The organism is Micromonospora sp. URMC 103, assembly GCF_051386435.1.
Taxonomy (GTDB): Bacteria; Actinomycetota; Actinomycetes; order Mycobacteriales; family Micromonosporaceae; genus Micromonospora.
Genome location: NZ_JBPQTR010000004.1, coordinates 2,066,782 through 2,090,636 on the forward strand (window position 1 = coordinate 2,066,782; position 23,855 = coordinate 2,090,636).

The following is a 23,855-nucleotide window of genomic DNA, read 5'->3' on the forward strand; positions in this document are numbered from 1 at the left end:
GCCGGTCACCGGCGGGTCACGCCCCGTCCCGGATGGTGCCGTGCCGCGGGGCGGCGGGCACGTTCGTACACTGGCCCGGTGACCGTACCGCCGCCGATCATCGCGCCGAGCATCCTCGCCGCCGACTTCGCCCGCCTCGCCGACGAGGTCCGTGCCGTGGAGAACGCCGCGGACTGGTTGCACGTCGACGTGATGGACAACCACTTCGTGCCGAACCTCACCATCGGGCTGCCGGTGGTGCAGAGCCTGCGGGCGGCCACCCAGCTCCCGTTCGACGTGCACCTCATGATCGAGGACCCGCGGCGCTGGGCGCCCGGGTACGCCGACGCCGGCGCGTACAACGTCACCTTCCACGCCGAGGCGTGCGACGACCCGGTGGCGCTGGCCAAGGACCTGCGCTCGGCCGGCGCCAAGGCGGGGCTCGCCATCGACCGGGACACCCCGATCGAGCCGTACCTCGACCTGCTGCCCAGCTTCGACACCCTGCTCGTCATGACGATCAAGGCCGGTTTCGGCGGGCAGCGCTTCCTTCCGCAGCTGCTGGAGAAGGTCCGCACCGCCCGCCGGCACGTGTCCGCCGGTCACCTGGAGCTGCGCATCGAGGTCGACGGCGGGATCGCGGCCGACACCATCGAGCAGGCCGCCGCGGCGGGCGCGGACGCCTTCGTGGCCGGCACCGCCGTGTACGGCGCCGACGACCCCGCCGAGGCGGTACGCCGGCTGCGGGCCCTCGCGGAACGCGCGACCCCCGGGACCTGACGTGGACCCGGCGGAGGAGCGACCGGACGTCATCCTCGTCGTGGACGACGACGAGGACATCGTGCGCTTCGTCGAGTTCAACCTGCGCCTGCACGGGTTCGAGGTGCTGCACGCCGGCGACGGCCAGGAGGCCCTGGAGGTCATCGAGCAGCAGCGGCCCGACCTGGCCGTGGTCGACCTCATGATGCCCCGGATCGACGGGCTCGAACTGACCCGCCGGCTGCGGGCCGACCCCATGACCTCGGCCCTCCCGGTGATCATGCTGACCGCCAAGGGGATGACGTCCGACAAGGTCAACGGCCTGAGCGCCGGGGCCGACGACTACCTCGTCAAGCCCTTCGACACCGCCGAGCTGATCGCCCGGGTCAGCTCCACCCTGCGGCGCAACAAGGAGTTCCGCGAGGTGTCCCCGCTGACCGGGTTGCCCGGCAACAGCCGGATCCGCCGTGAGATCAGCGACCGGGTGCGCAACGGCGCCGACTACGCCGTCGGCTACATCGACATCGACCGGTTCAAGAGCGTCAACGACCGGTACGGCTTCGTCCGCGGCGACGACTTCATCTCGGCCCTGGCCCGGAGCCTGCACCGGGCGGTGGTCTCGGTGGGGCTGCCGCCGGCCTTCCTCGGCCACGTGGGCGGCGACGACTTCGTGATCGTCTGCTCGCCGGACCAGGTCCGCCCGCTGACCTCCCGCGCCGTGGTCGACTTCGAGAAGGCGGCCGACACGCTCTACGACCCGGTCGACCGGGAGCGGGGCTTCGTCGAGTTGAAGGACCGGCGGGGCAACATCCGGCGCGCCGCTCTCGTGACCCTCTCGATCGGGGTCTCCCTTTCCGACTCCGGCAAACGCTTCACCAACCCCCTCGAGGCGATCGCGGTGGCCAGCGAGATGAAGACGGTGGCCAAGAGCCAGCCGGGGTCGTACGTGGCGGTGGACCGGCGGCGCGGCGTCACGTGATCGTGTGCCGCCGCTGTGAGGTAGCTCGCCTCGGTGGCGGCGCACCCCCGTCGGCGTGTAAGACTTCCGGAGTACCCACCACGCGCTGGCGGGACTCGGTGTAATTCCGAACCGGCGGTGATCCACGGCGAGCCCGTGGTAAGCCCGCGACCCGGACGGCTCTGCCGCCCGGTGGACCTGGTGAGAATCCGGGGCCGACGGTTGGGGGCGGGGCATCCCGCGCCCAGACAGTCCGGATGGGAGACAGCGCGCGGGACGGACGGGCCGTGCCGGCCGCCTCTTTCGGCGTGCGGTGCGCGGCCCCGCGGGTCGGCCCTGCCGTACCCGCGTCTCCGCCACCGCATGCCCGCGGCCCGACGGCCGCCGTCCCCCGCCCCGCCCGCGCGCGACCGGCGAGTGAGAGGGCAGGCAGCGCGACATGGCGAGCGTCTCCGTCGACGAGGCGATGCGTCGGGCGATCGAGCTCGCGGCACGCGGGCTCGGCACCACGAGCCCCAACCCGGTGGTCGGCTGCGTCCTGCTCGACGACGCCGGCGAGGTCGTCGGGGAGGGCTTCCACGCGTACGCGGGCGGGCCGCACGCCGAGATCGTGGCGCTCGCCCAGGCCGGCGAGCGGGCGCGCGGCGGCACCGCGGTGGTCACCCTGGAGCCCTGTGACCACACCGGTCGCACCGGCCCCTGCAGCCTCGCGCTCATCCAGGCCGGGGTCTCCCGCGTCGTGATCGCCGTGCCCGACCCGAACCCGGTGGCCTCGGGTGGCGCGGCCACCCTGCGCGCCGCCGGGGTCCGCGTGGATCTCGGGGTACGCGGACACGAGGCGGAGGCCGGCAACATCGCCTGGCTGACCTCGATGCGCCGGGGCTGGCCGTACGTCATCTGGAAGTACGCGGCGACGGTCGACGGCCGGTCGGCGGCGGCCGACGGTACCAGCATGTGGATCACCTCGGAGGCGGCCCGGATCGACGTGCACGCGCTGCGGGGCACCGTCGACGCGGTCGTCGTCGGCGTGGGCACCGTGCTCGCCGACGACCCGCGGCTGACCGCCCGCAACCTGCGCGACGGCAGCCTCGCCATCCGCCAGCCGCTGCGCGTGGTGGTCGACAGCGAGGGCCGTACGCCCGCCGACGCACGGGTCCGCGACGGCGCGGCCCGCACCTGGATCGCCACCGCCGCCGAGGTCGGCTCGGGCCCCCACGGCGGGGTGGACCTGACGGCGCTGCTCGCGGCGCTGCACCAGCGCGGCGTACGCGCGGTGCTGCTGGAGGGCGGCCCCCGGCTGGCCGGCGCGTTCCTGGCCGCCGGCCTGGTCGACAAGATCGTCGGTTACGTGGCGCCGCGGCTGCTCGGCGCCGGGCCGACCGCGGTGGTCGACGCGGGTGTGACCACCATCGCGGAGGCCATCGATCTGGAGTTCATCGACGTTACGCAGATCGGTCCGGATCTGCGGATCACCGCGCTGCCCCGTAAGAGGGAGGGCTGACATGTTCACCGGCATCGTCGAGGAGCTGGGCGAGGTCGTCCGGGTGACGGCCACCGCGCAAGACTCCGCGCTGGTCGCCCTGCGCGGCCCGCTGGTCACCGCCGACGCACGGCACGGCGACTCCATCGCCGTCAACGGGGTCTGCCTCACCGTGGTGGACGTCGACGGCGGGGTCTTCACCGCCGACGTCATGGGGGAGACGCTGCGCCGGTCCGCGCTGGGCGCGCTGCGCCCGGGCGACCCGGTCAACCTGGAGCGGGCCGCCACGCTGGGCAGCCGTCTCGGCGGGCACCTCGTGCAGGGCCACGTCGACGGGGTCGGCGAGGTGCTCGGCCGGGAGCCGGCCGCGCAGTGGGAGACGGTCCGGTTCCGGCTCCCCGCGCACCTGGCCCGGTACGTAGTGGAGAAGGGCTCGATCACCGTCGACGGTGTGTCGCTCACCGTGGCCGACGTCGGGCCGGACTGGTTCGCGGTCGGGCTGATCCCGACCACGCTGAAGCTCACGACGCTGGGCGCGCGCGGTGTCGGCGACCCGGTCAACCTCGAGGTGGACGTTCTCGCCAAGTACGTCGAGCGGCTGCTCGGCGACCGGGCGGGCGCCGGGCCGGCCGTCGGCGCGGCGTCCGGGGTCCCGGAGGCGCGGCCGGCGCAGGCGGGCGGGGTAAACGGCGCGGCGCCGGCGGGCGGGGTGGCGTGATGCTGCACTGGCTGCTCGACGCGCAGGTGAGCGTCGCCGGCTCGCCCGTGCTGGTCCGGGAGATCGTCGGCAACGCGTTCGGGCTCGTCTCGGCGCTGCTCGGCCTGCGCCGGCTGGTCTGGGCCTGGCCGGTCGGCATGGTCGGCAACGTCCTGCTGTTCACCGTCTTCCTGGGCGGGGCCTTCGCGACCCCGCAGGCGCACGACCTGTACGGGCAGGCCGGCCGGCAGGTGTTCTTCTTCGCGGTGAGCGTCTACGGCTGGTGGCGCTGGTCGCGCACCCGCCGGCTCGGCCTCGTGCCGGACCGGGGCGCCGTGGCGCCGCGCTGGGCCACCGGCCGCGAGCGGCTGGTGCTGCTCGTCGCCGCCGCGCTCGGCACCGCGGCCGCCTACCCGCTGCTCGCCGCGCTCGGCTCGTGGGGGCCGCTGCCGGACGCGTGGATCCTCACCGGCAGCCTGCTCGCCACCTACGGCATGGCCCGCGGCTTGGTGGAGTTCTGGCTGGTCTGGGTCGCGGTGGACGCCGTCGGCGTGCCGCTGCTGCTCGACGGCGGCTTCTACCCGTCCGCCGCCATGTACCTCGTCTACGGCGCCTTCTGCGTCTGGGGCTTCGCGAGCTGGTGGCGGACCTCCCGGGCGCTGCGGCCGACCCGCGTCACGATCCCGCCCACCTACACGGAGGCCGTCGCATGACCGCTTACTCCTCCATCGAGCAGGCGGTGGCGGACATCGCCGCCGGACGGCCGGTCGTCGTGGTCGACGACGCGGACCGGGAGAACGAGGGCGACCTCATCTTCGCGGCCGAGCTGGCCACGCCGGAGCTGGTGGCGCTCATGGTCCGCCACACGTCCGGCTTCATCTGCGTGCCGATCACCGAGGCCGAGGCCGACCGGCTCGAGCTGCCGCCGATGTACCACACCAACCAGGACCGGCGCGGCACCGCGTACACGGTGACCGTGGACGCCCGCGAGGGGGTCAGCACCGGCATCTCGGCGGCCGACCGGGCGCACACCATCCGGCTGCTCTCGGCCCCGACGACCGGGCCGACCGACCTGGCCCGCCCCGGGCACGTGGTGCCGCTGCGGGCCCGGCCGGGCGGCGTGCTGCGCCGGCCCGGGCACACCGAGGCGGCCGTCGACCTCGCCCGGATGGCCGGCCTGCGTCCCGCCGGGGTGCTGTGCGAGCTGGTCAACGACGACGGCACCATGATGCGGGTTCCGGACCTGGAGAAGTTCTGCGCCGAGCACGCGCTCACGCTGATCACCATCGCGGACCTGATCGCGTACCGGCGGCGGACCGAGAAGCAGGTCGAGCAGGTCGCCGACGCCCGGATGCCCACCCGGCACGGCGTGTTCCGGGCGGTCGGCTACCGCACCGAGAACGACGCGGCCGAGCACATCGCGATGGTCTACGGCGAGATCGGCGACGGGCAGGACGTGCTCGTCCGGGTCCACTCCGAGTGCCTGACCGGGGACGTCTTCGGCTCGCTGCGCTGCGACTGCGGGCCGCAGCTCGACGCCGCCCTGGCCCGCGTGGCCCGGGAGGGCCGCGGGGTGGTCCTCTACATGCGCGGCCACGAGGGGCGGGGCATCGGCCTGCTGCACAAGCTCCAGGCGTACCAGTTGCAGGACCTGGGCCGGGACACCGTGGACGCCAACCTGGACCTCGGCCTGCCGGCCGACGCCCGGGACTACGGCACCGGGGCGCAGATCCTCTACGACCTCGGTGTGCGGTCGATGCGGCTGCTCACGAACAACCCGGCGAAGCGGGCCGGCCTCGAGGGGTACGGCCTCACCATCACCGGACGGGAGGGGCTGCCGGTGCGCCCGCACCCGGAGAACGTCCGGTACCTGCGCACCAAGCGGGACCGGATGGGACACCTGTTGGACGAGTTGGACGAGATCACCGAGGCGCCGGCCGGCCGGCTGACCGCCGGTGACGAGATCGGAGCGTAGGCATGGCGGGATTCGGTGAGCCGGGGGCGGCGCCCGTGGACGCGACCGGGATGACGGTCGGTGTGGTGGCCGCGCGCTGGCACGGCGAGCTGACCGACCACATGCTCGAGCGGGCGGTCGCGGCCGCCGAGGCGTGCGGGGCGCGGGCCGTGGCCGCCCGGGTGGCGGGCTCGGTCGAGCTGCCCGTGGTGGCCCAGGCCCTCGCGCGCCGCTGCGACGTGGTGGTGGCGCTGGGCGTCGTGGTCCGGGGCGCCACGGCGCACTTCGACTACGTGTGCCGGTCGGTGACCGACGGGCTGACCCGGGTGGCGCTGGACGAGGGCAAGCCGGTGGCCCACGGCGTGCTCACCGTGGACACCATCGAGCAGGCCCGGGACCGGGCCGGCCTGCCGGGTTCGGCGGAGGACAAGGGCTGGGCGGCGACCGTCGCGGCCCTGGACGCCGCGCTGGCCATCCGGTCGGTCAACACCGCCAACGGCCACCGGGTCGGTTTCGCCGGCTGACGGCCCGTGGAGTTCGTCGACCTGCCCGGCCTGCGGACGGCGTACCGCACCTGGGGCCCGCGGCACGGGCGGCCGGTGCTCCTGCTCCCCGGCGGCGCGGCGGACGGCTCCACCTGGGCCACCGTCGCCGCCGGGCTGGCCGAGGACGGCCTGCGGTCGTACGCCCCGGACCCGCGCGGGTTCGGGGCCAGCGACCGCACCGGGCCGTACGGCCTCGCGGTCCTCCGCGACGACGCGCTCGCGCTCTGGGACGCGCTCGCGCTCGACCGGCCGGTGCTCGTGGGGCACTCCTCCGGGGCGGTGGTCGCCGCGCTGCTCGCCGAGGCGCGCCCGGACCGGGTGGCGGCGCTGGTGCTCGAGGAGCCACCGCCGCCGGTCCCGCTCGGTCTCCGGCTGCCCTCGCGGCCGGCGGGCCCGCTCGGGTACGACTGGGCGGCCCGCGAGGCCGTGGTCGCCGACCTGAACGCGCCCGACCCGCAGGGGTGGGCGCGGCTCGCGCGGATCACGGCGCCCACCCTCGTGGTCGCCGGCGGGCCGGCCAGCCACCTGCCGCAGGCCGACCTCGCCCGGATGGCGGCCCGGTTGCCCGCGGGTGACCTCGTGACCGTCGACGCCGGGCACGCCGTGCACGCGTCCCACCCGGACGAGTTCTCCTCCGCCGTGCGGGCCTTTCTGCGGTCCCGCGGGGTGAGCGGGGCCTGACCCGGCGCGCCCGCGGCCCCGGGGCGCTGGAAGAATCGCGGCGTGAAGACGTTCGAGGAGTTGTTCGCCGAGCTGCAGGCCAAGGCCGCGGCCGGCACTCCGGGCTCGGGCACGGTGGCCGCGCTCCAGCGCGGGGTGCACTTCGTCGGCAAGAAGGTCGTCGAGGAGGCGGCCGAGTCGTGGATGGCCGCCGAGCACGAGGGCCGGGAGCGGGCCGCCGAGGAGATCTCCCAGTTGCTCTACCAGACCCAGGTGCTGATGCTCGCCGCCGGTCTCGAGCTGAAGGACGTCTACCGACATCTGTGAGTGCGTCCCGTCGTCGACCCGTACCGACTGGAAGGAGCACTCCGACATGCTGCGTGTCGCCATTCCCAACAAGGGCACCCTCGCCGAGCCGGCCGCCCAGATGCTGCGCGAGGCGGGCTACCGCCAGCGCACCGACCCGAAGGACCTCGTCTGCCGGGACGAGCCCAACGACCTCGAGTTCTTCTACCTGCGCCCGAAGGACATCGCCACCTACGTCGGCTCGGGCGACCTGGACCTCGGCATCACCGGCCGGGACCTGCTCATCGACTCGGGCGCCCCGGCCGAGGAGGTGGTCGACCTGGCGTTCGGCCGGGCCACCTTCCGCTTCGCCGCCCGCCCCGAGGCCATCGACTCCGTGCAGGAGCTGGGCGGGCACCGGATCGCCACCGCGTACCCCGGGCTCGTCGAGCGGCACCTCGCCGACCTCGGGGTGAAGGCCGAGGTGATCCGCCTCGACGGCGCCGTGGAGAACGCCGTCCGGCTCGGCGTCGCCGATGTCGTGGCCGACGTCGTGGAGACGGGGGCGACCCTGCGCCAGGCGGGGCTCGTGGTCTTCGGCGAGCCGCTGCTGCGCTCGTCGGCGGTGCTCGTACGCCGCGCCGGCGCGCCCGCCCACGCGCAGGCCGAGCAGCTGCTGCGCCGCCTGCACGGCGTGCTGGTGGCCCGCCGCTACGTGATGCTCGCGTACGACGTGCCGGCCGGCCTGCTCGACCGGGCCAGCTCGCTCACCCCGGGCATCGAGTCGCCGACCGTGTCGCCGCTGCACCGGGAGGGCTGGGTCGCGGTGCAGGCCATGGTGCTGCGCGACGACGTACACCGGATCATGGACGAGCTGTACGAGCTCGGCGCCCGCGCCATCCTCGTCACCAACATCCACGCCTGCCGCCTGTGACGGCGACGCCGGCGGCGCCCGGCGCCGGACCGGACCGGGCGGTCCCCGGGGGTTCGCCCGACCGGGAACCGGCCGTCTGCGGTCCGGCGGCCGCCGTCCCGGGTTCGCCTGACCCGGAGCCGGCCGTGCCCGGTCCGGCGGCCGCCGTTCCGGGTTCGCCTGACCCGGAGCCGGCCGTGCCCGGTCCGGCGGCCGTCGTTCCGCCGGCGACCGCCGCGTCGGCGTCGGCGCGGCCGGTGCGCGGGCCGCTGCCCCCGTGGGCCGCCCTGTCCGTCGTCACGGTGGCCGGCGTGGCGTCCGCCGCCCAGGGAGCGGCCAACGGCGAACTGGGCACCCGGGTGGGGGAGCCGACGGTGGCCGCGGTCGTCAACAACCTCGGCGGCACCCTGCTGGTCGTCGTCGGCCTCGCGGTGCTGCCGTCGATGCGTGCCGGGCTCGCCGTGCTGCGCGGGGCGCGGCTGCCCTGGTGGAGCTACCTGGGTGGCCTCGGCGGTGCCGCGATCGTGGTGCTCGGGGCGTACGTGGTGCCGCTGCTCGGCGTGGCGGTGTTCACCATCGCCCAGGTGGCCGGCGGCAGCGTCGGCGGGCTGGCAGTGGACCGCGGCGGCGTCGCCCCGGTCGGCCGCCTCCCGCTCACCGGCCCCCGGATCGCCGGCGGGCTGCTCGGCGTGGCCGCCGTGGGCCTGGCCCAGCTCGGCCAGCCGGTGGGCGACCTCGCCGTCGGCCCGGTCCTGCTCGCCGCGGCCGGCGGGGTCGGGGTGGCCTTGCAGTCCGCGCTCAACGGTCGCGTCTCGGCGGCCACCTCGTCGGCCGCCGGCGTCGCGGTCAACTTCGCGGTCAGCACCCCGGCCGTGCTGCTCGTGGCGGCGCTCGCCGGCGCGCTCACCGACCCGCCGTCGGCCTGGCCGCACGCCTGGTACCTCTACACCGGCGGCGTGCTCGGCGTCTGCATCGTGGCCGGCCTCGTGGTCGGCGTCCGCTCGGCGGGCGTGCTGCGGACCGGCCTGGCCCTCGTGGCCGGCCAGCTCGGCGGGGCCCTGCTGCTCGACGCGCTGCTGCCCGGCGGCCCCGGCGCCCGCCCGGCGGTGCTGGCCGGGGCGGCCCTGACGCTCCTCGCGGTGGTGGTGGCCGGCCGCGGGGCCCGCCGCCGCTGAGGCGGTCCGTGCCCCGTTGTCGTCGTGGCCGGCCGTAGGGCCCGCCGCCGTTGGGGCGGTCCGTGCCCCGTTGTCGTCGTGGCCGGCCGTAGGGCCCGCCGCCGTTGGGGCGGTCCGTGCCCCGTTGTCGTCGTGGCCGGCCGTAGGGCCCGCCGTCGCTGAGGCGGTCCGGGCCCCGGGGTCGTCGTGGCCGGCCGCAGGGCCCGCCGTCGCTGGGGCGGTCCGTGCCCCGTTGTCGTCGTGGCCGGCCGCAGGGCCCGCCGTCGCTGGGGCGGTCCGTGCGCCCTTCCGCACGCCGTGGTCACGCCGTCGGGTGACCCCGGCAGCGTGGCGGCGGCGGGGCCCCCTCCGGCGGGTGGCAGACTGAGGGGGTGAGTGAACCCGAGCTGATCCGACTCCGGCCCCGGCGCATCCGGCTGGTCTGCTGGGCCTCGGCGGCCACCCTGCTGGTGGTGTTCACCCTGGTGGCCACCTCGCTGCACGGCCCGACCGGCGACGGCTACGGCACCTTCCAGCGCGGTGACCAGCTCGCCATGGTCGGTTTGGGCGTCTTCGGCGCTCTCGCGTTCCTGCTCTTCACCCGGCCCCGGGTAGAGGCCGACGCCCGGGGCGTCCGGGTCCGCAACATCGTCGGCTCGTACGACCTGCCGTGGGACGTCGTCCGCGGGATCCGGTTCGACCGGGGCGCGCCCTGGGCCAGCCTGGAGCTGCACGACGACGACCTGCTGCCCATGGTCGCCCTCCAGGCAGCCGACAAGGAGCTGGCCGTCGAGGGCGTACGCGCGCTGCGCCAGCTGCACCAGGCCCACCTTGCGCGCCTGGTCGAGAACGCCCCCAACCGCTGACCCGGGCCCGCACCCGGCCCCGACCGGCCGCCGTACCGGCCCTCCGCACCTGGCCCCTCCCGCGCCGCCCCGCCCGACGCCCGTCCCGTCGCGCCCGCCCCGCCCGGCCCGCCCGGCCCGCCCGGCCCGCCCGGCCCGCCCGGCCCGCCCGCCCCGCCCGGGCCCATGATCCGCACAAGTTCTCGGAAGTTGTTCCCGTGCTCAGCTGGTGGAAGCAATCTGGCTGGTCAGGAGTTCGGCGAAGACTTCTTTGGGTTTCTTGTAGCCGAGGATGCGCCGGGGTCGGTTGTTGAGTCGGTCGGCGATGGCGTTGAGGTGGTCGTTGTCGTTGGGGATGACGGTTCCGCGGGGGAGGTATTCGCGGATCCAGCGGTTGGTGCTTTCGTTGGTGCCGCGTTCCCAGGGACTGTGGGGGTGGGCGAAGTAGACGTCGATGTCAGCGGCGACGCTCAGGGCGGCGTGTTCGGCCATCTCGGTGCCGCAGTCCCAGGTCAGGGTGCGGCGCAGGGTGTCGGGCAGGCCAGCGATTCCGGTGGCCACGGCGCTGGTCACGGTCGGGCTGTCCCGGCCCGACAAGGGCACGAGGATCAGGAATCGGGAGGTGCGTTCCACCAGTGAGGCGGTGGCGCTGGCACCGTCCTTACCGATGATCAGATCGCCTTCCCAGTGCCCGGGCACCCGCCGGTCCTCGGCCTGGACGGGCCGCTGGTCGATGAACGTCGGGTTAGGGATCTTCGGCGCCCGCGACGCGGCCGAGCGTGCCGGGCGACGGTGTTTGCGGCCACTACGCAGACGCATGTGCTGCCGCGCCAACTCCCCGACCGGTAGCGCGTAGATCCACGTGTAGATCGCCTCGTGCGACACCCGCATCGCCTCGTCTTCGGGATAGTCCAGCCGTAGCCGTCCCGCGACCTGATCCGGCGACCACCCCTCACCCAACAACGCCACCACCGCCTGCCGCAGCCGCACATCCACATCCAACTTGCGCGCCTTGGGCCGGCGCCGCCCCCGTTGCGCCTGCCGCTGCGAACGCCACGCCCGATAGAACCCCCGCCCACCGCCCCGACAAATCTCCCGCGACACCACACTGGGATCTCGACCGATCAACACCGCGATCTGCTGACCCGACAACCCCTCAGCGATCCCCCGAGTGATCTCCTCCCGATCCGCCACCGTCAACGGCCGACGACCACCCACACCCCACCCACCCCTCAGCAGACACACACCTACCAAGAGGACCAACGACCGACAAGATCGATTGCTACGACCACCTGAGCACGAGGTTACCTCCCGAGGACGGGAGGCAACTTTTCCCCTGAAGTTGCGCGGATCTTGATGCGGCTCGCCCGGATCTTGATGCGGCCCGTGCGGATCAGGGGGCTCGCGCGCCCGGGGTGCCCGGTTTGGGGCTGGGTTGCCCGAGGGTGTAGTGTTGTCGAGTCGACCAGGCTGCCCCCGTGCAAGCGGGCAGCATGAAAGTGGAGCGCCTGCTCCCACCCGAGTCGCCGCAGCGGCGTCCGGGTCCGGTCACCGGTTCCGGGCGTGCCCCGGTCCCGGATGCGCGATCATGTGATCGTGCCGACCGGTCGAGCGGGCCCTGGCATACGCCGGGGCCTTCTGCTTTCCGGATCGGTTCCCGCCCGGGAGCCGCAGGGTCGGCACGCACAGACACTCGACTCGAGGAGGCCCCATCAGCGTCGAACCACGCGTGAACGAGCAGATCCGGGCACGTGAGGTCCGACTGGTCGGCCCCGAGGGTGAGCAGGTGGGCATCGTCCCGCTGGAGCGCGCCCTTCAGCTGGCCGCGGACGTCGATCTGGACCTGGTCGAGGTTGCGCCGATGGCGCGCCCGCCGGTGTGCAAGCTCATGGACTTCGGCAAGTTCAAGTACGAGAGCGCACTCAAGGCGCGCGAAGCGCGGCGTAACCAGCAGCAGACCGTCATCAAGGAGATGAAGCTCCGGCCGAAGATCGATCCGCACGACTACGAGACCAAGAAGGGTCACGTGGTGCGGTTCCTGAAGGCCGGCGACAAGGTCAAGGTGACGATCATGTTCCGCGGTCGCGAGCAGAGCCGCCCGGAGCTGGGTTACCGGCTCCTGCGCCGGCTCGAGTCGGAGATCTCGGAGCTGGGGTACGTCGAGGCCGCTCCGAAGCAGGACGGCCGCAACATGATCATGGTGCTCGCGCCGCACCGCGCCACCAAGGCCGCCGCGGTCGCCGCGACGGCTTCCCGTGGCGGGGCGCCCCGGGAGCGGGCCGAGGGGTCCGCCGCCGAGGCCGGCGAGACCACAGCAGCCGGTGAGACCGGCGCAGTCGCCGACACCAGCGGCGAGTAACAGGGGAGAAGACGTTCCACATGCCGAAGATGAAGAGCCACACGGGTATGGGCAAGCGGGTCAAGGTGACCGGCAAGGGCAAGATCGTTGCCCAGCAGGCCGGCCTCCGCCACAACCTGGAGAAGAAGCCCTCCACCCAGACCCGTCGCCTGACCGGCACGGTCGTGCTGGCCAAGGCCGACGTCAAGCGCATCAAGAAGCTGCTCGGCCGCTGACGCGCGCCACCTGAACGTACGAAGGAGTTGAGATGGCACGCGTCAAGCGGGCTGTGAACGCCCAGAAGAAGCGCCGTACCCTGCTGGAGACCGCGAGCGGCTACCGCGGTCAGCGCTCCCGGCTGTACCGCAAGGCCAAGGAGCAGGTGCTGCACTCGATGCAGTACGCCTACCGCGACCGGCGCGACCGCAAGGGCGACTTCCGGCAGCTCTGGATCCAGCGGATCAACGCGGGCGCCCGCGCCAACGGGATGACCTACAACCGCCTGATCCAGGGCCTCAAGCTGGCCGGTGTCGAGGTCGACCGGAAGATCCTGGCCGACCTGGCCGTCAACGACGCCGCCGCCTTCGCGGCGATCGTCGAGGTCGCCCGGGCCGCCGTCACGGCCGAGGGCACCGGCGGCGCGGCCGCTCAGGCCGCCTGATCCCCTGCGCCGACCCGAGGCGCCCTCCGTCGACCCCGACGGGGGGCGCCTCGCGCATGTCCGAGGTGAGCATGCTCTTCACGCCGCGTACGCCCCGGGTGGTGGCCGCGCGCCGGCTGCACCGCCGCCGGGACCGCGAGGCCACCGGCCGTTTCCTGGCCGAGGGCCCGCAGGCCGTGCGTGAGGCGCTGGCCGCGCCCGGCGTGGTCACCGAGTTGTTCGGTACGCCCGCCGCGCTGGACCGCCACGCCGAGCTGGCCGCCCTCGCGGCCGGCGGCGACGTGCCCGTCTCCGAGGTGACCGACGACGCCCTCGCGGCGCTCGCCGAGACGGTCGCCCCACAGGGCCTGGTGGCCGTCTGCCGGCACCTCGACGTGCCCCTGGAGCGGGCAGTCGCCCGCGCGCCCCGGCTCGTGGCGGTGCTCGCCGACATCCGCGACCCCGGCAACGCCGGCACGGTGCTGCGCACCGCCGACGCGGCGGGGGCCGGCGCCGTGGTCTTCGCGGGCGAGGCCGTCGACCCGTACAACGGCAAGTGCGTGCGGGCGTCGGCGGGCAGCCTGTTCCACGTCGACGTGGTCCGCGCCGCCGACCCGCTGGACGTGGTGGCCGCGCTGCGCGCGGCGGGGCTCGCCGTGTTCGCCACCACCGGCTACGGCGCCGACGACCTCGACGACCTGGCCGACGCGGGCCGGCTCGCGGCGCCCACCGCCTGGCTGTTCGGCTCCGAGGCGCACGGGCTGCCCCGGGCGCTCACCGACGCGGCCGACGCCCGGGTCCGGGTGCCGCTGCACGGGCGCGCCGAGAGCCTCAACCTGGCTGCGGCCGCGGCCGTCTGCCTGTACGCTTCAGCGAGGGCACAGCGGCGGCCGCGAGACGGCCGTCCGGACGTCACGACAGGGGAGAGCAGCCGTTCATGAACGCGCCACGGCGTTCGTTTAGCCAGCCCGCCGGTGTCGGCGGGCGGCGGGCCTGACCCTGCTCCCTGCGCAACTCCCACCGGCGGGCTGCGGCACAGCCGCGCGTCCGTAGACTCGCTTCGCCGCCCTGCGAGGGCCGGCGCCGCCGTGAGGGAGTGCCCGTACGCCATGACCTACCGCAACGATCCGTACGATCCGAAGCAGGCCGCCCTGCTCGACCCGGCCGCCCTGGCCGACGCCGTGGCCGACGCCGAGAAGGCGTTCGCCGACGCCACCGACCCGGACGCGCTGACCGCGCTGCGCCCGGCGCACCTCGGTGACCGGGCGCCCGTGTCGCTGGCCCGCCGGGAGATCGGCTCGCTGCCACCGGCCGCCAAGGCCGACGCCGGCAAGCGGGTCAACGAGGCCCGCCGGGCGATCGAGGCCGCCTACGCGGCCCGCGCCGAGGTGCTGGAGCGCGAGAACGCCGAGCGGGTGCTGGTCGCCGAGCGCGTCGACGTGACGCTGCCGTACGACCGGCGCCTCCGCGGCGCCCGGCATCCGCTGAGCACGCTCATGGAGCAGATCAGCGACCACTTCGTGGGGATGGGCTACGAGGTGGCCGAGGGCCCCGAGATCGACCTGGAGTGGGTGAACTTCGACTCGCTCAACATTCCCGCCGACCATCCGGCGCGGGGCCTCATGGACACCTTCTACGTGGACCCGGCGGACCGCTCCGGCCTGGTGCTGCGTACGCACACGTCGACCGTGCAGACCCGCACCATGCTCAGCCGCAAGCCGCCGATCTACGTGATCTGCCCCGGCCGGGTCTACCGCACCGACGAGGTGGACGCCACCCACAGCCCCGTCTTCCACCAGGCCGAGGGCCTTGTGGTCGACAAGGGCATCACGATGGCGCACCTGCGGGGCACGCTGGACCACTTCGCGCGGGCCATCTTCGGCCCGGACGCGAAGACCCGCTGGCGGCCGCACTACTTCCCGTTCACCGAGCCGTCGGCCGAGTTCGACGTCTGGTTCCCCGAGCACCGTGACGGCCCGCAGTGGGTCGAGTGGGGTGGCTGCGGCATGGTGAACCCGCGGGTGCTGCGGGCCTGCGGCATCGACCCGGAGGTCTACTCCGGCTTCGCGTTCGGGATGGGCATCGACCGGACCCTGATGGTCCGGCACGGGGTCAGCGACATCCGCCATCTCTTCGAGGGCGACGTCCGGTTCAGCCGGGCGCTCGGGACCGGGGTGTAGGCGAGTGCGGGCACGAGTTACGGAGACGGTGGTCTGAGTCATGCGAGTTTCTGTCAGCTGGCTGCGGGAGTACGTCGACCTCCCCGCCGACCTGCCCACGAGTGAGCTGGAGCGCGCCCTCGTCAACCTCGGCATCGAGGTCGAGTCCGCCACGGACCTGCGGGAGACCGTCACCGGGTCGCTGGTGGTCGGTGAGGTGCTCGAGATCGAGGAGCTCACCGGTTTCAAGAAGCCGATCCGGTTCGTCCGGGTGGACGTCGGCGCGGCCAACGGCACCGGCGAGCCCCAGGAGATCGTCTGCGGGGCGCGCAACTTCGCCGTGGGCGACCGCGTGGTGGTCATCCTCCCGGGAGGTGTGCTGCCCGGCGGGTTCGCCATCGGCGCGCGCAAGACGTACGGGCGCAACTCCAACGGCATGATCTGCTCGGCCCGGGAGCTGGGGATCGGCGACGACCACGCCGGCATCCTGGTGCTGCCGCCGGACAGCGCGGCCAAGCCCGGCGACGACGCCCGGCCGGCGGTCGGCCTCGACGAGGTCGTCCTCGAACTGGAGATCACCCCGGACCGGGGGTACGCGCTCAGCGTGCGTGGCCTGGCCCGGGAGCTGTCGCACGCGTTCGGTGTGCCGTTCCGCGACCCCGGTCTCGCGCCCGCGCCGGGGGCCACCGCGGAGCCCGCGTACCCGGTGGAGGTGCGTGACACGGTGGGCTGCGACCGGTTCGCGGCCCGGCTCGTCCGGGACGTCGACCCGGCCGCGTCCACGCCCGAGTGGATGCGCAGGCGCCTCACGACGGCCGGCGTCCGCAGCATCTCGCTGCCGGTCGACATCACCAACTACGTGATGCTCGAACTGGGCCAGCCGATGCACGCCTTCGACGCCGACCGGGTCACCGGGCCGCTCGTGGTGCGCCGCGCCGAGGAGGGGGAGAAGCTCACGACCCTCGACGGCGTCGACCGCGTCCTGGCCCGCGAGGACATGGTGATCTGCGACGACACCGGGCCGATCTCGCTGGCCGCGGTGATGGGTGGCGAGACCAGCGAGGTCGTGGCCGACACCACCACCGTGCTGTTCGAGGCCGCCCACTGGGACCCGGTGATGGTGGGGCGCACGGCCCGCCGGCACAAGCTGTTCAGCGAGGCGGCGAAGCGGTGGGAGCGGGGTGTCGACCCGGCGCTGCCGCTGGTCGCCCTGGAGCGGGCCGTGCGGCTGCTCACCGAGCACGGCGGCGGCACGGCCGGCGACGAGATCCTGGACATCGACCACGTCCGGCCACGGACGCCGGTGACCCTGCCGGCCGACCTGCCGAGCCGGCGGGTCGGCGTCGACTACCCGCCGGCGCGGGTGGTGGCCCTGTTGGAAGAGGCCGGCTGCACGGTGGCGCAGGGCGCCGACCGGCTCGCCGAGGACCCGGGCGCCGTCGGTGTCGCGGCCGGCGCCGGGGTGGCGCTGACCGTCACCCCGCCGACCTGGCGTCCCGACCTCACCGACCCGGCCGACCTGGTCGAGGAGGTGGTCCGGCTCGACGGGTACGACAACGTCCCGTCGGTGCTGCCCGTGGCGCCGGCCGGCCGCGGCCTCACCGGGGAGCAGCGCCGGCGCCGGGCGGTCGCCCAGTCGCTGGCCGAGCGCGGGTACGTCGAGGTGCTCGCGCACCCGTTCGTCTCGCCGGAGCTGCCGGACCTGCTCGCGCTGCCGGCCGACGACCCGCGCCGTCCCGCGGTGCGGCTGGCCAACCCGCTGTCCGACGAGGAGCCGCTGCTGCGGACCACGCTGCTCGGGCCGCTGCTCGGCATCCTCAAGCGCAACCTCGGCCGGGGCCACCGTGATCTCGCCCTGTTCGAGATCGGCGCGGTCTTCCACCCGCGTCCCGGCGCGGGCAGCCCGCCCGCCATGGGCGTGGACCGGCGACCCACGGACGCGGAGTTCGCGGCCGCCGACGCCGTGGTCCCCGACCAGCCTCGGCACGTCGCCGCGGTGCTCGCCGGCGAGATCGAGCTGTCCGGCTGGTGGGGCGCCGGTCGCGCGGCCGGCTGGGCGGACGCCGTCGAGGCCGGGCGTACGGTGCTCGCGGCCGCCGGGTTCCCGGCCGACCGGGTCGAGGTGCGGGCCGCCGAGCAGGCGCCCTGGCACCCGGGCCGCTGCGCGGAGCTGCGCGTCGACGGCACGGTGGTCGGGCACGCGGGGGAGCTGCACCCGACGGTCGTCGCGGCGCTGGAGCTGCCCCGGCGCACGAGCGCCATGGAGCTGAACCTCGACCTGCTGCCCGCTCCGCCGGTGCTGCCGGCGCCCGCCGTGTCCGGCTTCCCGCCGGCCCTCATCGACGTGGCGCTGGTGGTGGACGAGACGGTGCCGGCCGCGCAGGTGCAGCGCGCCCTCGCCGAGGGCGCCGGCGAGCTGCTGGAGGACGTGCGACTGTTCGACGTGTACGCCTCGGAGCAGCTCGGCGCCGGGCGCCGGTCGCTCGCGTACAAGCTCACCTTCCGGGCGCCGGACCGGACGCTGACCGTGGAGGAGGCGGTGGCCGCCCGGGACGCCGCGGTGGCCGTGGCCGCCGAGCGGTTCGGCGCCACCCTGCGTGGCGCCTGACCGGTGTCGCTGATCGGATGGCTGGTGGGGGCCGCCGCGCTCGTGGCGGCCGCCACCGCCCTGCTCTGGGCCCGCCGGCACCTCATGCTGGTCTCGGTGGTCGGCCGCAGCATGGAGCCCACGCTGCGCCCCGGCGACCGGGTGCTGGCCCGGCGGGTGCCGCTGACCGAGGTGCGCTCCGGTGACGTCGTCGTGGTGGTGGCGCCGGCGGCGATGACCGCCGGGCACCCCAGCCGGCCGGGTGACGCCGGGCCCGGCCTGCTGATCAAGCGGGCGTACGCGGTGCCCGGCGAGCCGGTGCCCGTGGACCGGGTGCCGCTGCTGCGGGAGCGGCCGGAGCGGGTGGTCCCGTCGGGGCACCTCGTGGTGCTGGGCGACAACCCGCCGTTCAGCTACGACTCCCGGGAGTGCGGCTACATCCCGGAGGCGGACCTGCTCGGGGTGGTGGTCCGGCCGCGGCTGCGCGCCGACTGACCCCGGGTGGCGTGCCGCGCGGCCGGGGCCGTGCGGCACGCCGGGTGCCGGTTCTCAGCACAGGGCGGTCATCGTGGTCGCCCCCGCGCTGCAGTAGTACCCGCACGAGCCGCAGAACGTCTGGCAGGCACCGTTCTGGCTGCACCGCTTGAAGTAGCAGGTCCCGCAGAGCGCACAGTACGGGTCCGGCGGGCAGCCGGCGGCGGCGGTCACCTTCGGCACGAACACGCCGAGCATCCGCTCACCGAGGGTCTCCAGTCGACGGAACATCCGTTCACCTCCTTCCGACGGTCGATCGATGCCGGGACGCTACGACCGTCCGCTACACCGCACCTACAGCCGCCGCCCATGCGGACGTACGTCGATGTATCCGCGGTGTATCCGCCGCTTCTAGCGTGGGCCTCCCCGTGGCGAGGAGGTGCGGACGGATGCGAGCGGTGGAGCTGGCCGCGCGGCTGCTGCTGGCCCTGGTGTTCCTCGCGGCGGTGATCGGCAAGCTGCGGACGCGGGCGGGCTTCACGGCGTTCGCCGGGGCGGTCGGCCAGTTCGGCGTACCGTCCCGCTGGGCCGCCCCGGTGGCCCGGCTCGCGGTCGCCACCGAGGCGGCGGTGGTCGTGCTGCTCGCCCTGCCGGCCACCGTGCCCGCCGGGCTGCTGCTCGCCGCCGGCCTGCTCGGTGTGCTGACCGCGGCCATCGTGGGCGCCCTGCGCCGCGGGGCCCGCCCGGCCTGCCGCTGCTTCGGCGCCGCCGACGCGCCCGTGGGCCCCCGGCACGTGGCCCGCAACCTGGCGCTCACCGTGGTGGCCCTGCTCGGCCTGCTCGGCTGGGCCGTGTCGGGACCGCCGCCGGGGCCGGCCGCCGCCCTGCTCGCCGCCGGTCTGGCGGTCCCGCTGGCCGCCGTGGTGGTCCGCCTCGACGACCTGGTGGCCCTTTTCGCTCCCGCACCGTCCCGGGCGTCCCGCCCGGCCGGCCGACCCTGACCCCACCCCGGCACCCCCGAAGGAGCCCCCATGGCCCTGCTGACCGTCGCCGTCGTCCTCGTGGCCGCACTCGGCCTGCTCAACCTGGTGCTGCTGCTCGGCGTGATCCGCCGGCTGCGCGAGCACACCGACCTGCTCAGCGACCGCCAGTCCCAGCCGCCCGCCGTGATGCTCGAGGTCGGCTCGATACCCGGCGACTTCGTCTCGACCACTGTGGACGGTGAGCTGCGCACCCGCGCGGACATCCCGCCCATGACCCTGGTGGCCTTCCTCTCGCCGAGCTGCGAGCACTGCGCCGAGCAGATCCCGGTGCTGCTCGACCGAGCCCGGACCATGCCGGGCGGAGCCGAGCACGTGTGGATCGTGGTGGTCGGCAAGGGGCCGGAGACCGAGCCGTACGCGGCCCAGTTCGCGGGGCTGGCCACGGTGTTCGTCGAGCCGGGCACCGGGGCGTTGCCGCTGGCGTTCGGGGTCAAGGGCTTCCCGGCGTTCGGTCTGCTCGACGAGCGCGGGATCGTCGCGTCCACGGCGTTCGGCATCGCCCGGTTGGACCTGCCGGTGGCGCGGTGACCGGCCCCCGGCTCGCGCCCCGCCGGGCCGTCCGGCACGCCCGGGCGGCCCTCGGGCTCACCTGGCGGGCCGCGCCCGGCGGCACCGCCGTGGACCTGGTCCTCGCGATCCTGGCCGGGGTGACGCCGGTGCTGGTGGCGGGGCTGACGAAGCTCGTCCTCGACGGGCTCACCGGCCGGCGCCCGGGCGGGGCGCCGCTGGCCCTGCTCGGGGTCGGCCTCGCGGTGGCGGCCGCGGCCGGGGCCGTCCTGCCCCACCTGCGCACGTACGTGGAGAAGGAGCGGGACCGGGCGGTGAGCCGGCTCGTGCGCCGCCGGCTGCACGACGCGGTGCTGCGGCTGGTCGGCCTCGTGCGGCTGGAGGACCCGGAGTTCCAGGACCGGTTGCAGGCCGCCCAGCAGACCGGGCACCTGGGCCCCACCCAGCTCACCGGGAACGCGCTCGGCGCCATGCAGAGCCTGCTGGCCCTGAGCGGCTTCCTCGGCGTGCTGCTGGCGCTGAGCCCGGCCATCGGGCTGCTGGTGCTGGCCGCCGCCCTGCCCACGCTCTGGCTGCAACTGCGCCTCAACCGGGCCCGCGCCGCGACGGTGCTGCACCTGGAGCACTTCCAGCGGCGCGACCTGTTCTTCGCCCAGCTGCTGGTGGGCGTGCCGGCCGCCAAGGAGGTCCGGCTGTTCGGCCTCGGCCGGTTCTTCGGCGACCGGATGCTCGACGAGCTGCACGGCATGCACCGGGTCGAGCAGCGGCTGGACCGCCGCGAACTGCGGGCGCAGGGCCTGCTCGGGCTGCTCGGCGCCGCGGTGGCCGGCGCCGGCGTGGTCTACACCGTCGCGGCGGCCACCGCCGGCCGGCTCACCCCCGGCGACGTGGTCATCTACCTGGCCGCCGTGCCCGGGGTGCAGGGCGCGCTGGCCGGTCTCGTCGGGCAGCTCGGCGCGATCCACCGGGCGCTGCTGCTCTTCGACCACTACGACACGGTGACCCGGGTCGAACCGGACCTGCCGGTGCCGACCGCCGCCCGGCCCGCGCCGCCGCTGCGCCACGGCATCGAACTGCGCGACGTGTGGTTCCGCTACTCGCCGGGCCACCCGTGGGTGCTGCGCGGAGTGGACCTGTTCCTGCCGGCCGGCTCCACCACCGCGCTCGTCGGGCTGAACGGCGCCGGCAAGAGCACGCTGGTCAAGCTTCTCTGCCGGTTCTACGACCCGGAACGCGGCTCGATCCGGTGGGACGGGGTGGACCTGCGCGAGCTCGATCCGGCGACGCTGCGCGAGCGGCTCGGCGCGGTGTTCCAGGACTTCATGCCGTACGACCTCAGCGCCGCGGAGAACATCGCGGTGGGTGACCTCGCGGCCCGCGACGACACCGGCCGGCTACGGGCCGCCGCTCGCGACGCCGGCATCGACGAGGCCCTCGCCCGGCTGCCCCGCGGCTACGACACCCTGCTCACGCGCATCTTCTTCGACGGCCCGGACCGGGACGACCCGCAGGCCGGTGTGGTCCTGTCCGGAGGCCAGTGGCAGCGGGTGGCGCTGGCCCGCGGCTTCCTGCGGGCCGACCGGGACCTGCTCGTCCTCGACGAGCCCAGCTCCGGCCTGGACGCCGAGGCCGAACACGACCTGCACAGCCGGCTGCGGGAGCTGCGTCGCGGGCGTACCAGTTTGCTGATCTCCCACCGGCTCAACGCCGTCCGCGAGGCCGACACCGTCGTGGTCCTGGCCGACGGGCGGATCGCCGAGCGCGGCCACCACGACGAGCTGCTCGCCGCCGGTGGCGCGTACGCGCGGCTGTTCCGGCTCCAGGCGCGCGGCTACCGGGAGGAGAGCGAGGCCCGGACCGCCGGCGCCTCGGCGGCTGCCGGGGCGGCTGCCGGGGCCTCCTCCGCGGCGGCTGCCGGGTCGCCCTCCGCGGCGGCCAGCTCGGCGGCGTAGAGGCGGACCAGCTCGCCGATGCGGTACCGGCCCGGGCCGGCCGGCTCGGCGAGCTGGGCGGCCACCAACCGGTCCAGCGCCCGGACCGCGTCCTCCCGGCGGGCACCGGTGAGGGCGGCGGCCTGCTCCGCGGTGACCGGGCCCGTGGGCGCGCCGCCCAGCCGGCGGAAGACCGTCGCCGCCCAGCCGAGCCGGCAGTAGCTCGCCGTCAACCGGGGCCGCAGCCCGGTCTCCGCGAGCCGGTAGCGCTCGTCGCTCAGCAGCCGGGCGAGCCGGGCCAGCGACCAGTGCGGCCCTTCGGCCAGCCTTCGTGCCGCGGTCCGCAACGCCAGCGGGAGCCCCTCGCACAGGGCCACCACGGCGCAGGCGGCCTCCGGCTCCTCGGCGACCCGGCGCTCCCCGGCCGCGGCCCGCAGCAGCGCGAGCCCGTCCACGGACGGCAGCGGATCCAACCGCAGCGGCCGGACGTCCCCGTCCGGTAGCGGGCAGCGGCTCGTGGCCAGCAGGGCGCACCCGCCGCGTACCGGCAGCAGGCCGTCGACCTGGGCGGGATCGGCGACGTTGTCGAGCACCAGGAGGACCCGGCGCCCGAACAGCAGCGACCGGACGCGGGCATGCGCCTCGGCGAGGCCGGCCGGCGGCGCGCCCGTGACGCCGGCACGCAGCGACCGAAGCACCCGGGCCGCCACCTCGCCGGGGGACGGGGGAGTGCCGGCCACCGAGCCGCCGAGGTCGAGGTGGAGCTGACCGTCGGGGAAGGCGTCCAGCGCCTCCGCGGCGGCGTGCAGGGCGAGCGCCGACTTCCCGGTGCCCGCCATGCCGTACACGGACACGGTGACCGGGCGCTCGCGGGCGGCGGCGAGCGCGGCGCGCACGCGGGCCAGCTCGGCGCGGCGGCCGACGAAGGGCGGCGCGGCGCAGGGCAGTTCGTGCGGCACGAGAGCCGGCCGGGCGTCGCCGGGCCGCTCCCGGACGCGGACGGCGGGGCGGCCGGCGGGGAGCAGCCGGGGATCGCACCGTCGCACGGCCCGGTACAGCTCGGTCAGCTCCGGCCCCGGGTCGACTCCCAGCTCGCCGGCCAGCGCGCGGGACGCGGCCCGGTAGGTGGCCACCGCTGCCGCGTGGTCGCCCGCCCGGCACTGGGCGGTCATGAGCAGCGCCCAGCCCGGCTCCCGCAGCGGGTTGTCGGCCAGGTGCCGGCGCAGCAGGGCGAGCAGCGCGGGGCTGCCCGGGTCGCCGAGGTCGAGGCGGCAGGCCGCGTACGTCTCCCGGGCGGCGGCGCGCCGCTCACGCAGCCGGTCGTACGCCGCGGCGGTCGCCGGCCCGTGCGGCGGGGCCGGCTCGGCCGGTGCCCAGAGCGCCAGCGCCCGTTCGAGCAGTGCCGCGGCGACGGCCGGCTCGCCCGCGTCGCGGGCCGCGTGCCCCTCGGCGGCCAGCCGTTCGAACTCCGCGGCGTCCAGCTCGTCCGGCGCCACGCGCAGCAGGTAACCGCCGTTCTCCGCCCGCAGCCGGGCCGGCTCGCCCGGCGCGTCGAGCGCGTGCCGGAGCTGGCTCGCGTGGCTGCGCAGGTTGGCCACCGCCGAGGCGGGTGCCCGCCCGCCCCACAGCTCCTCGCGCAGTCGTTCGACGGGCAGGGCCATCCCGGCGTGCAGCAGCAGGGTCACGAGGAACGCCGTGGGACGGCCACCGGGCAGCCGCAGCGGGCGACCGTCGCGGCAGGCCCGGACGGGCCCCAGAATCTGGAAGCTCAGCCCCATGCGACCTCCGTCGTGTGCCCCCGCGGGCCGGTCTCCCGGCCCCACACCATCGCCGAGGCAATTATGCCAGTCGATACCTGGCGGTGTCCGTGATCCCGGGGAACCGTTTTCCGCCGAGGGGCGGAAGCGCCACTCGGCGCGCCCGGCCTGCTCTCGTGCCTCGATCGAC

At 75.2% G+C, this 23,855-nt stretch carries 24 protein-coding genes, 1 pseudogene and 1 riboswitch; of the genes and pseudogenes, 22 read left to right on the top strand and 3 right to left on the bottom strand.

Annotation, left to right across the window (positions count from 1 at the left end; all coding sequences use genetic code 11):
* The first annotated feature begins 78 nt into the window (after positions 1-78).
* The 12 genes from rpe to ACSNOA_RS13225 all read left to right on the top strand — a co-directional run bounded on the left by rpe (position 79) and on the right by ACSNOA_RS13225 (position 10,250).
* A complete protein-coding gene (gene rpe, locus ACSNOA_RS13170; protein WP_436658263.1) occupies positions 79-759 on the top strand; it encodes a ribulose-phosphate 3-epimerase in 681 nt (226 codons plus the stop codon).
* Position 760: 1 nt separating this feature from the next.
* Entirely contained in the window at positions 761-1,717 is a 957-nt protein-coding gene (locus tag ACSNOA_RS13175; protein ID WP_436658264.1) for a GGDEF domain-containing response regulator, read from the top strand.
* A gap of 80 nt (positions 1,718-1,797) precedes the next feature.
* A riboswitch (FMN riboswitch) is annotated at positions 1,798-1,969 on the top strand.
* A 166-nt stretch (positions 1,970-2,135) separates the two neighbouring features.
* The gene (gene ribD, locus ACSNOA_RS13180) at positions 2,136-3,197 is read left to right on the top strand and encodes a bifunctional diaminohydroxyphosphoribosylaminopyrimidine deaminase/5-amino-6-(5-phosphoribosylamino)uracil reductase RibD (protein WP_436658265.1); all 1,062 of its coding nucleotides are present in this window, start codon (positions 2,136-2,138) and stop codon (positions 3,195-3,197) included.
* 1 nt (position 3,198) lies between these two features.
* Positions 3,199-3,894, top strand: coding sequence for a riboflavin synthase (locus ACSNOA_RS13185; RefSeq protein WP_436658266.1), 696 nt, complete (start codon positions 3,199-3,201; stop codon positions 3,892-3,894).
* Positions 3,894-4,586 (top strand): nicotinamide riboside transporter PnuC, encoded by a 693-nt coding sequence (pnuC, locus tag ACSNOA_RS13190; protein WP_436658267.1) that lies wholly within the window; start codon positions 3,894-3,896, stop codon positions 4,584-4,586. Before ACSNOA_RS13185 ends, pnuC begins: the two co-directional genes overlap by 1 nt.
* Positions 4,583-5,848: a bifunctional 3,4-dihydroxy-2-butanone-4-phosphate synthase/GTP cyclohydrolase II gene (locus ACSNOA_RS13195; RefSeq protein ID WP_436658268.1), complete on the top strand. Its 1,266-nt coding sequence runs from the start codon at positions 4,583-4,585 to the stop codon at positions 5,846-5,848. Before pnuC ends, ACSNOA_RS13195 begins: the two co-directional genes overlap by 4 nt.
* Positions 5,849-5,850: 2 nt before the next feature.
* Complete coding sequence (gene ribH, locus ACSNOA_RS13200) at positions 5,851-6,351, top strand: 6,7-dimethyl-8-ribityllumazine synthase (RefSeq protein WP_436658269.1); 501 nt, start codon at positions 5,851-5,853, stop codon at positions 6,349-6,351.
* A 6-nt stretch (positions 6,352-6,357) separates the two neighbouring features.
* Positions 6,358-7,053, top strand: coding sequence for an alpha/beta fold hydrolase (locus tag ACSNOA_RS13205; protein ID WP_436658270.1), 696 nt, complete (start codon positions 6,358-6,360; stop codon positions 7,051-7,053).
* 42 nt (positions 7,054-7,095) lie between these two features.
* Entirely contained in the window at positions 7,096-7,359 is a 264-nt protein-coding gene (locus ACSNOA_RS13210; RefSeq protein WP_436658271.1) for a phosphoribosyl-ATP diphosphatase, read from the top strand.
* A 46-nt stretch (positions 7,360-7,405) separates the two neighbouring features.
* Complete coding sequence (gene hisG, locus ACSNOA_RS13215; protein WP_436658272.1) at positions 7,406-8,251, top strand: ATP phosphoribosyltransferase; 846 nt, start codon at positions 7,406-7,408, stop codon at positions 8,249-8,251.
* Positions 8,252-8,427: 176 nt separating this feature from the next.
* Positions 8,428-9,405 carry a DMT family transporter gene (locus tag ACSNOA_RS13220; RefSeq protein WP_436658273.1) on the top strand — a complete coding sequence of 326 codons (978 nt, stop codon included), beginning with the start codon at positions 8,428-8,430 and terminating at the stop codon, positions 9,403-9,405.
* A 371-nt stretch (positions 9,406-9,776) separates the two neighbouring features.
* Positions 9,777-10,250, top strand: coding sequence for a PH domain-containing protein (locus ACSNOA_RS13225; protein WP_436658274.1), 474 nt, complete (start codon positions 9,777-9,779; stop codon positions 10,248-10,250).
* A 201-nt stretch (positions 10,251-10,451) separates the two neighbouring features.
* On the opposite strand, the gene ACSNOA_RS13230 is transcribed toward ACSNOA_RS13225, so the two are convergent.
* On the bottom strand, positions 10,452-11,447 hold the full coding sequence (locus tag ACSNOA_RS13230; protein WP_436658275.1) for an IS30 family transposase: 996 nt from the start codon (positions 11,445-11,447) through the stop codon (positions 10,452-10,454).
* Between the two features lie 511 nt (positions 11,448-11,958).
* On the opposite strand from ACSNOA_RS13230, the gene infC reads away from it, so the two are divergent.
* The 7 genes from infC to ACSNOA_RS13265 all read left to right on the top strand — a co-directional run bounded on the left by infC (position 11,959) and on the right by ACSNOA_RS13265 (position 18,448).
* Positions 11,959-12,588 (top strand): translation initiation factor IF-3, encoded by a 630-nt coding sequence (gene infC / locus ACSNOA_RS13235; protein ID WP_436658276.1) that lies wholly within the window; start codon positions 11,959-11,961, stop codon positions 12,586-12,588.
* A 20-nt stretch (positions 12,589-12,608) separates the two neighbouring features.
* A complete protein-coding gene (gene rpmI, locus ACSNOA_RS13240) occupies positions 12,609-12,803 on the top strand; it encodes a 50S ribosomal protein L35 (protein WP_007458415.1) in 195 nt (64 codons plus the stop codon).
* Positions 12,804-12,835: 32 nt separating this feature from the next.
* Complete coding sequence (gene rplT, locus ACSNOA_RS13245; protein ID WP_436658277.1) at positions 12,836-13,228, top strand: 50S ribosomal protein L20; 393 nt, start codon at positions 12,836-12,838, stop codon at positions 13,226-13,228.
* Between the two features lie 56 nt (positions 13,229-13,284).
* A complete protein-coding gene (locus ACSNOA_RS13250; RefSeq protein WP_436658278.1) occupies positions 13,285-14,148 on the top strand; it encodes a TrmH family RNA methyltransferase in 864 nt (287 codons plus the stop codon).
* A 168-nt stretch (positions 14,149-14,316) separates the two neighbouring features.
* Positions 14,317-15,387: a phenylalanine--tRNA ligase subunit alpha gene (pheS, locus tag ACSNOA_RS13255; protein WP_436658279.1), complete on the top strand. Its 1,071-nt coding sequence runs from the start codon at positions 14,317-14,319 to the stop codon at positions 15,385-15,387.
* A gap of 40 nt (positions 15,388-15,427) precedes the next feature.
* Complete coding sequence (gene pheT, locus ACSNOA_RS13260) at positions 15,428-17,974, top strand: phenylalanine--tRNA ligase subunit beta (protein ID WP_436658280.1); 2,547 nt, start codon at positions 15,428-15,430, stop codon at positions 17,972-17,974.
* A 3-nt stretch (positions 17,975-17,977) separates the two neighbouring features.
* Positions 17,978-18,448: a S26 family signal peptidase gene (locus tag ACSNOA_RS13265; RefSeq protein WP_436658281.1), complete on the top strand. Its 471-nt coding sequence runs from the start codon at positions 17,978-17,980 to the stop codon at positions 18,446-18,448.
* Between the two features lie 54 nt (positions 18,449-18,502).
* On the opposite strand, the gene ACSNOA_RS13270 is transcribed toward ACSNOA_RS13265, so the two are convergent.
* Complete coding sequence (locus tag ACSNOA_RS13270) at positions 18,503-18,718, bottom strand: hypothetical protein (RefSeq protein ID WP_436658282.1); 216 nt, start codon at positions 18,716-18,718, stop codon at positions 18,503-18,505.
* A gap of 158 nt (positions 18,719-18,876) precedes the next feature.
* Here ACSNOA_RS13270 and ACSNOA_RS13275 point away from each other — a divergent pair, with 158 nt between their 5' ends.
* Genes ACSNOA_RS13275 through ACSNOA_RS13285 form a run of 3 tightly spaced genes read left to right on the top strand, consistent with a single transcriptional unit; the run spans position 18,877 to position 21,929 of the window.
* Positions 18,877-19,428, top strand: coding sequence for a MauE/DoxX family redox-associated membrane protein (locus ACSNOA_RS13275; RefSeq protein WP_436658283.1), 552 nt, complete (start codon positions 18,877-18,879; stop codon positions 19,426-19,428).
* Between the two features lie 30 nt (positions 19,429-19,458).
* A complete protein-coding gene (locus tag ACSNOA_RS13280) occupies positions 19,459-19,998 on the top strand; it encodes a TlpA family protein disulfide reductase (protein WP_436658284.1) in 540 nt (179 codons plus the stop codon).
* Positions 19,995-21,929: an ABC transporter ATP-binding protein gene (locus ACSNOA_RS13285; protein ID WP_436658285.1), complete on the top strand. Its 1,935-nt coding sequence runs from the start codon at positions 19,995-19,997 to the stop codon at positions 21,927-21,929. Before ACSNOA_RS13280 ends, ACSNOA_RS13285 begins: the two co-directional genes overlap by 4 nt.
* Positions 21,930-22,249: 320 nt before the next feature.
* Here ACSNOA_RS13285 and ACSNOA_RS13290 read toward each other — a convergent pair.
* Positions 22,250-23,686 (bottom strand): annotated as a pseudogene (locus ACSNOA_RS13290) (BTAD domain-containing putative transcriptional regulator); the annotation flags it as partial.
* Positions 23,687-23,855 lie beyond the last annotated feature (169 nt).

Excerpts from the sequence above, each read along its gene's own strand:
- ribD (WP_436658265.1), top strand. The coding sequence starts at position 2,136 with ATGGCGAGCGTCTCCGTCGACGAGGCGATGCGTCGGGCGATCGAGCTC.
- ACSNOA_RS13185 (WP_436658266.1), top strand. The coding sequence starts at position 3,199 with ATGTTCACCGGCATCGTCGAGGAGCTGGGCGAGGTCGTCCGGGTGACG.
- pnuC (WP_436658267.1), top strand. The coding sequence starts at position 3,894 with ATGCTGCACTGGCTGCTCGACGCGCAGGTGAGCGTCGCCGGCTCGCCC.
- ACSNOA_RS13195 (WP_436658268.1), top strand. The coding sequence starts at position 4,583 with ATGACCGCTTACTCCTCCATCGAGCAGGCGGTGGCGGACATCGCCGCC.
- ribH (WP_436658269.1), top strand. The coding sequence starts at position 5,851 with ATGGCGGGATTCGGTGAGCCGGGGGCGGCGCCCGTGGACGCGACCGGG.
- hisG (WP_436658272.1), top strand. The coding sequence starts at position 7,406 with ATGCTGCGTGTCGCCATTCCCAACAAGGGCACCCTCGCCGAGCCGGCC.
- rpmI (WP_007458415.1), top strand. The coding sequence starts at position 12,609 with ATGCCGAAGATGAAGAGCCACACGGGTATGGGCAAGCGGGTCAAGGTG.
- rplT (WP_436658277.1), top strand. The coding sequence starts at position 12,836 with ATGGCACGCGTCAAGCGGGCTGTGAACGCCCAGAAGAAGCGCCGTACC.
- ACSNOA_RS13250 (WP_436658278.1), top strand. The coding sequence starts at position 13,285 with ATGTCCGAGGTGAGCATGCTCTTCACGCCGCGTACGCCCCGGGTGGTG.
- pheS (WP_436658279.1), top strand. The coding sequence starts at position 14,317 with ATGACCTACCGCAACGATCCGTACGATCCGAAGCAGGCCGCCCTGCTC.
- pheT (WP_436658280.1), top strand. The coding sequence starts at position 15,428 with ATGCGAGTTTCTGTCAGCTGGCTGCGGGAGTACGTCGACCTCCCCGCC.
- ACSNOA_RS13270 (WP_436658282.1), bottom strand. The coding sequence starts at position 18,718 with ATGTTCCGTCGACTGGAGACCCTCGGTGAGCGGATGCTCGGCGTGTTC.
- ACSNOA_RS13275 (WP_436658283.1), top strand. The coding sequence starts at position 18,877 with ATGCGAGCGGTGGAGCTGGCCGCGCGGCTGCTGCTGGCCCTGGTGTTC.
- ACSNOA_RS13280 (WP_436658284.1), top strand. The coding sequence starts at position 19,459 with ATGGCCCTGCTGACCGTCGCCGTCGTCCTCGTGGCCGCACTCGGCCTG.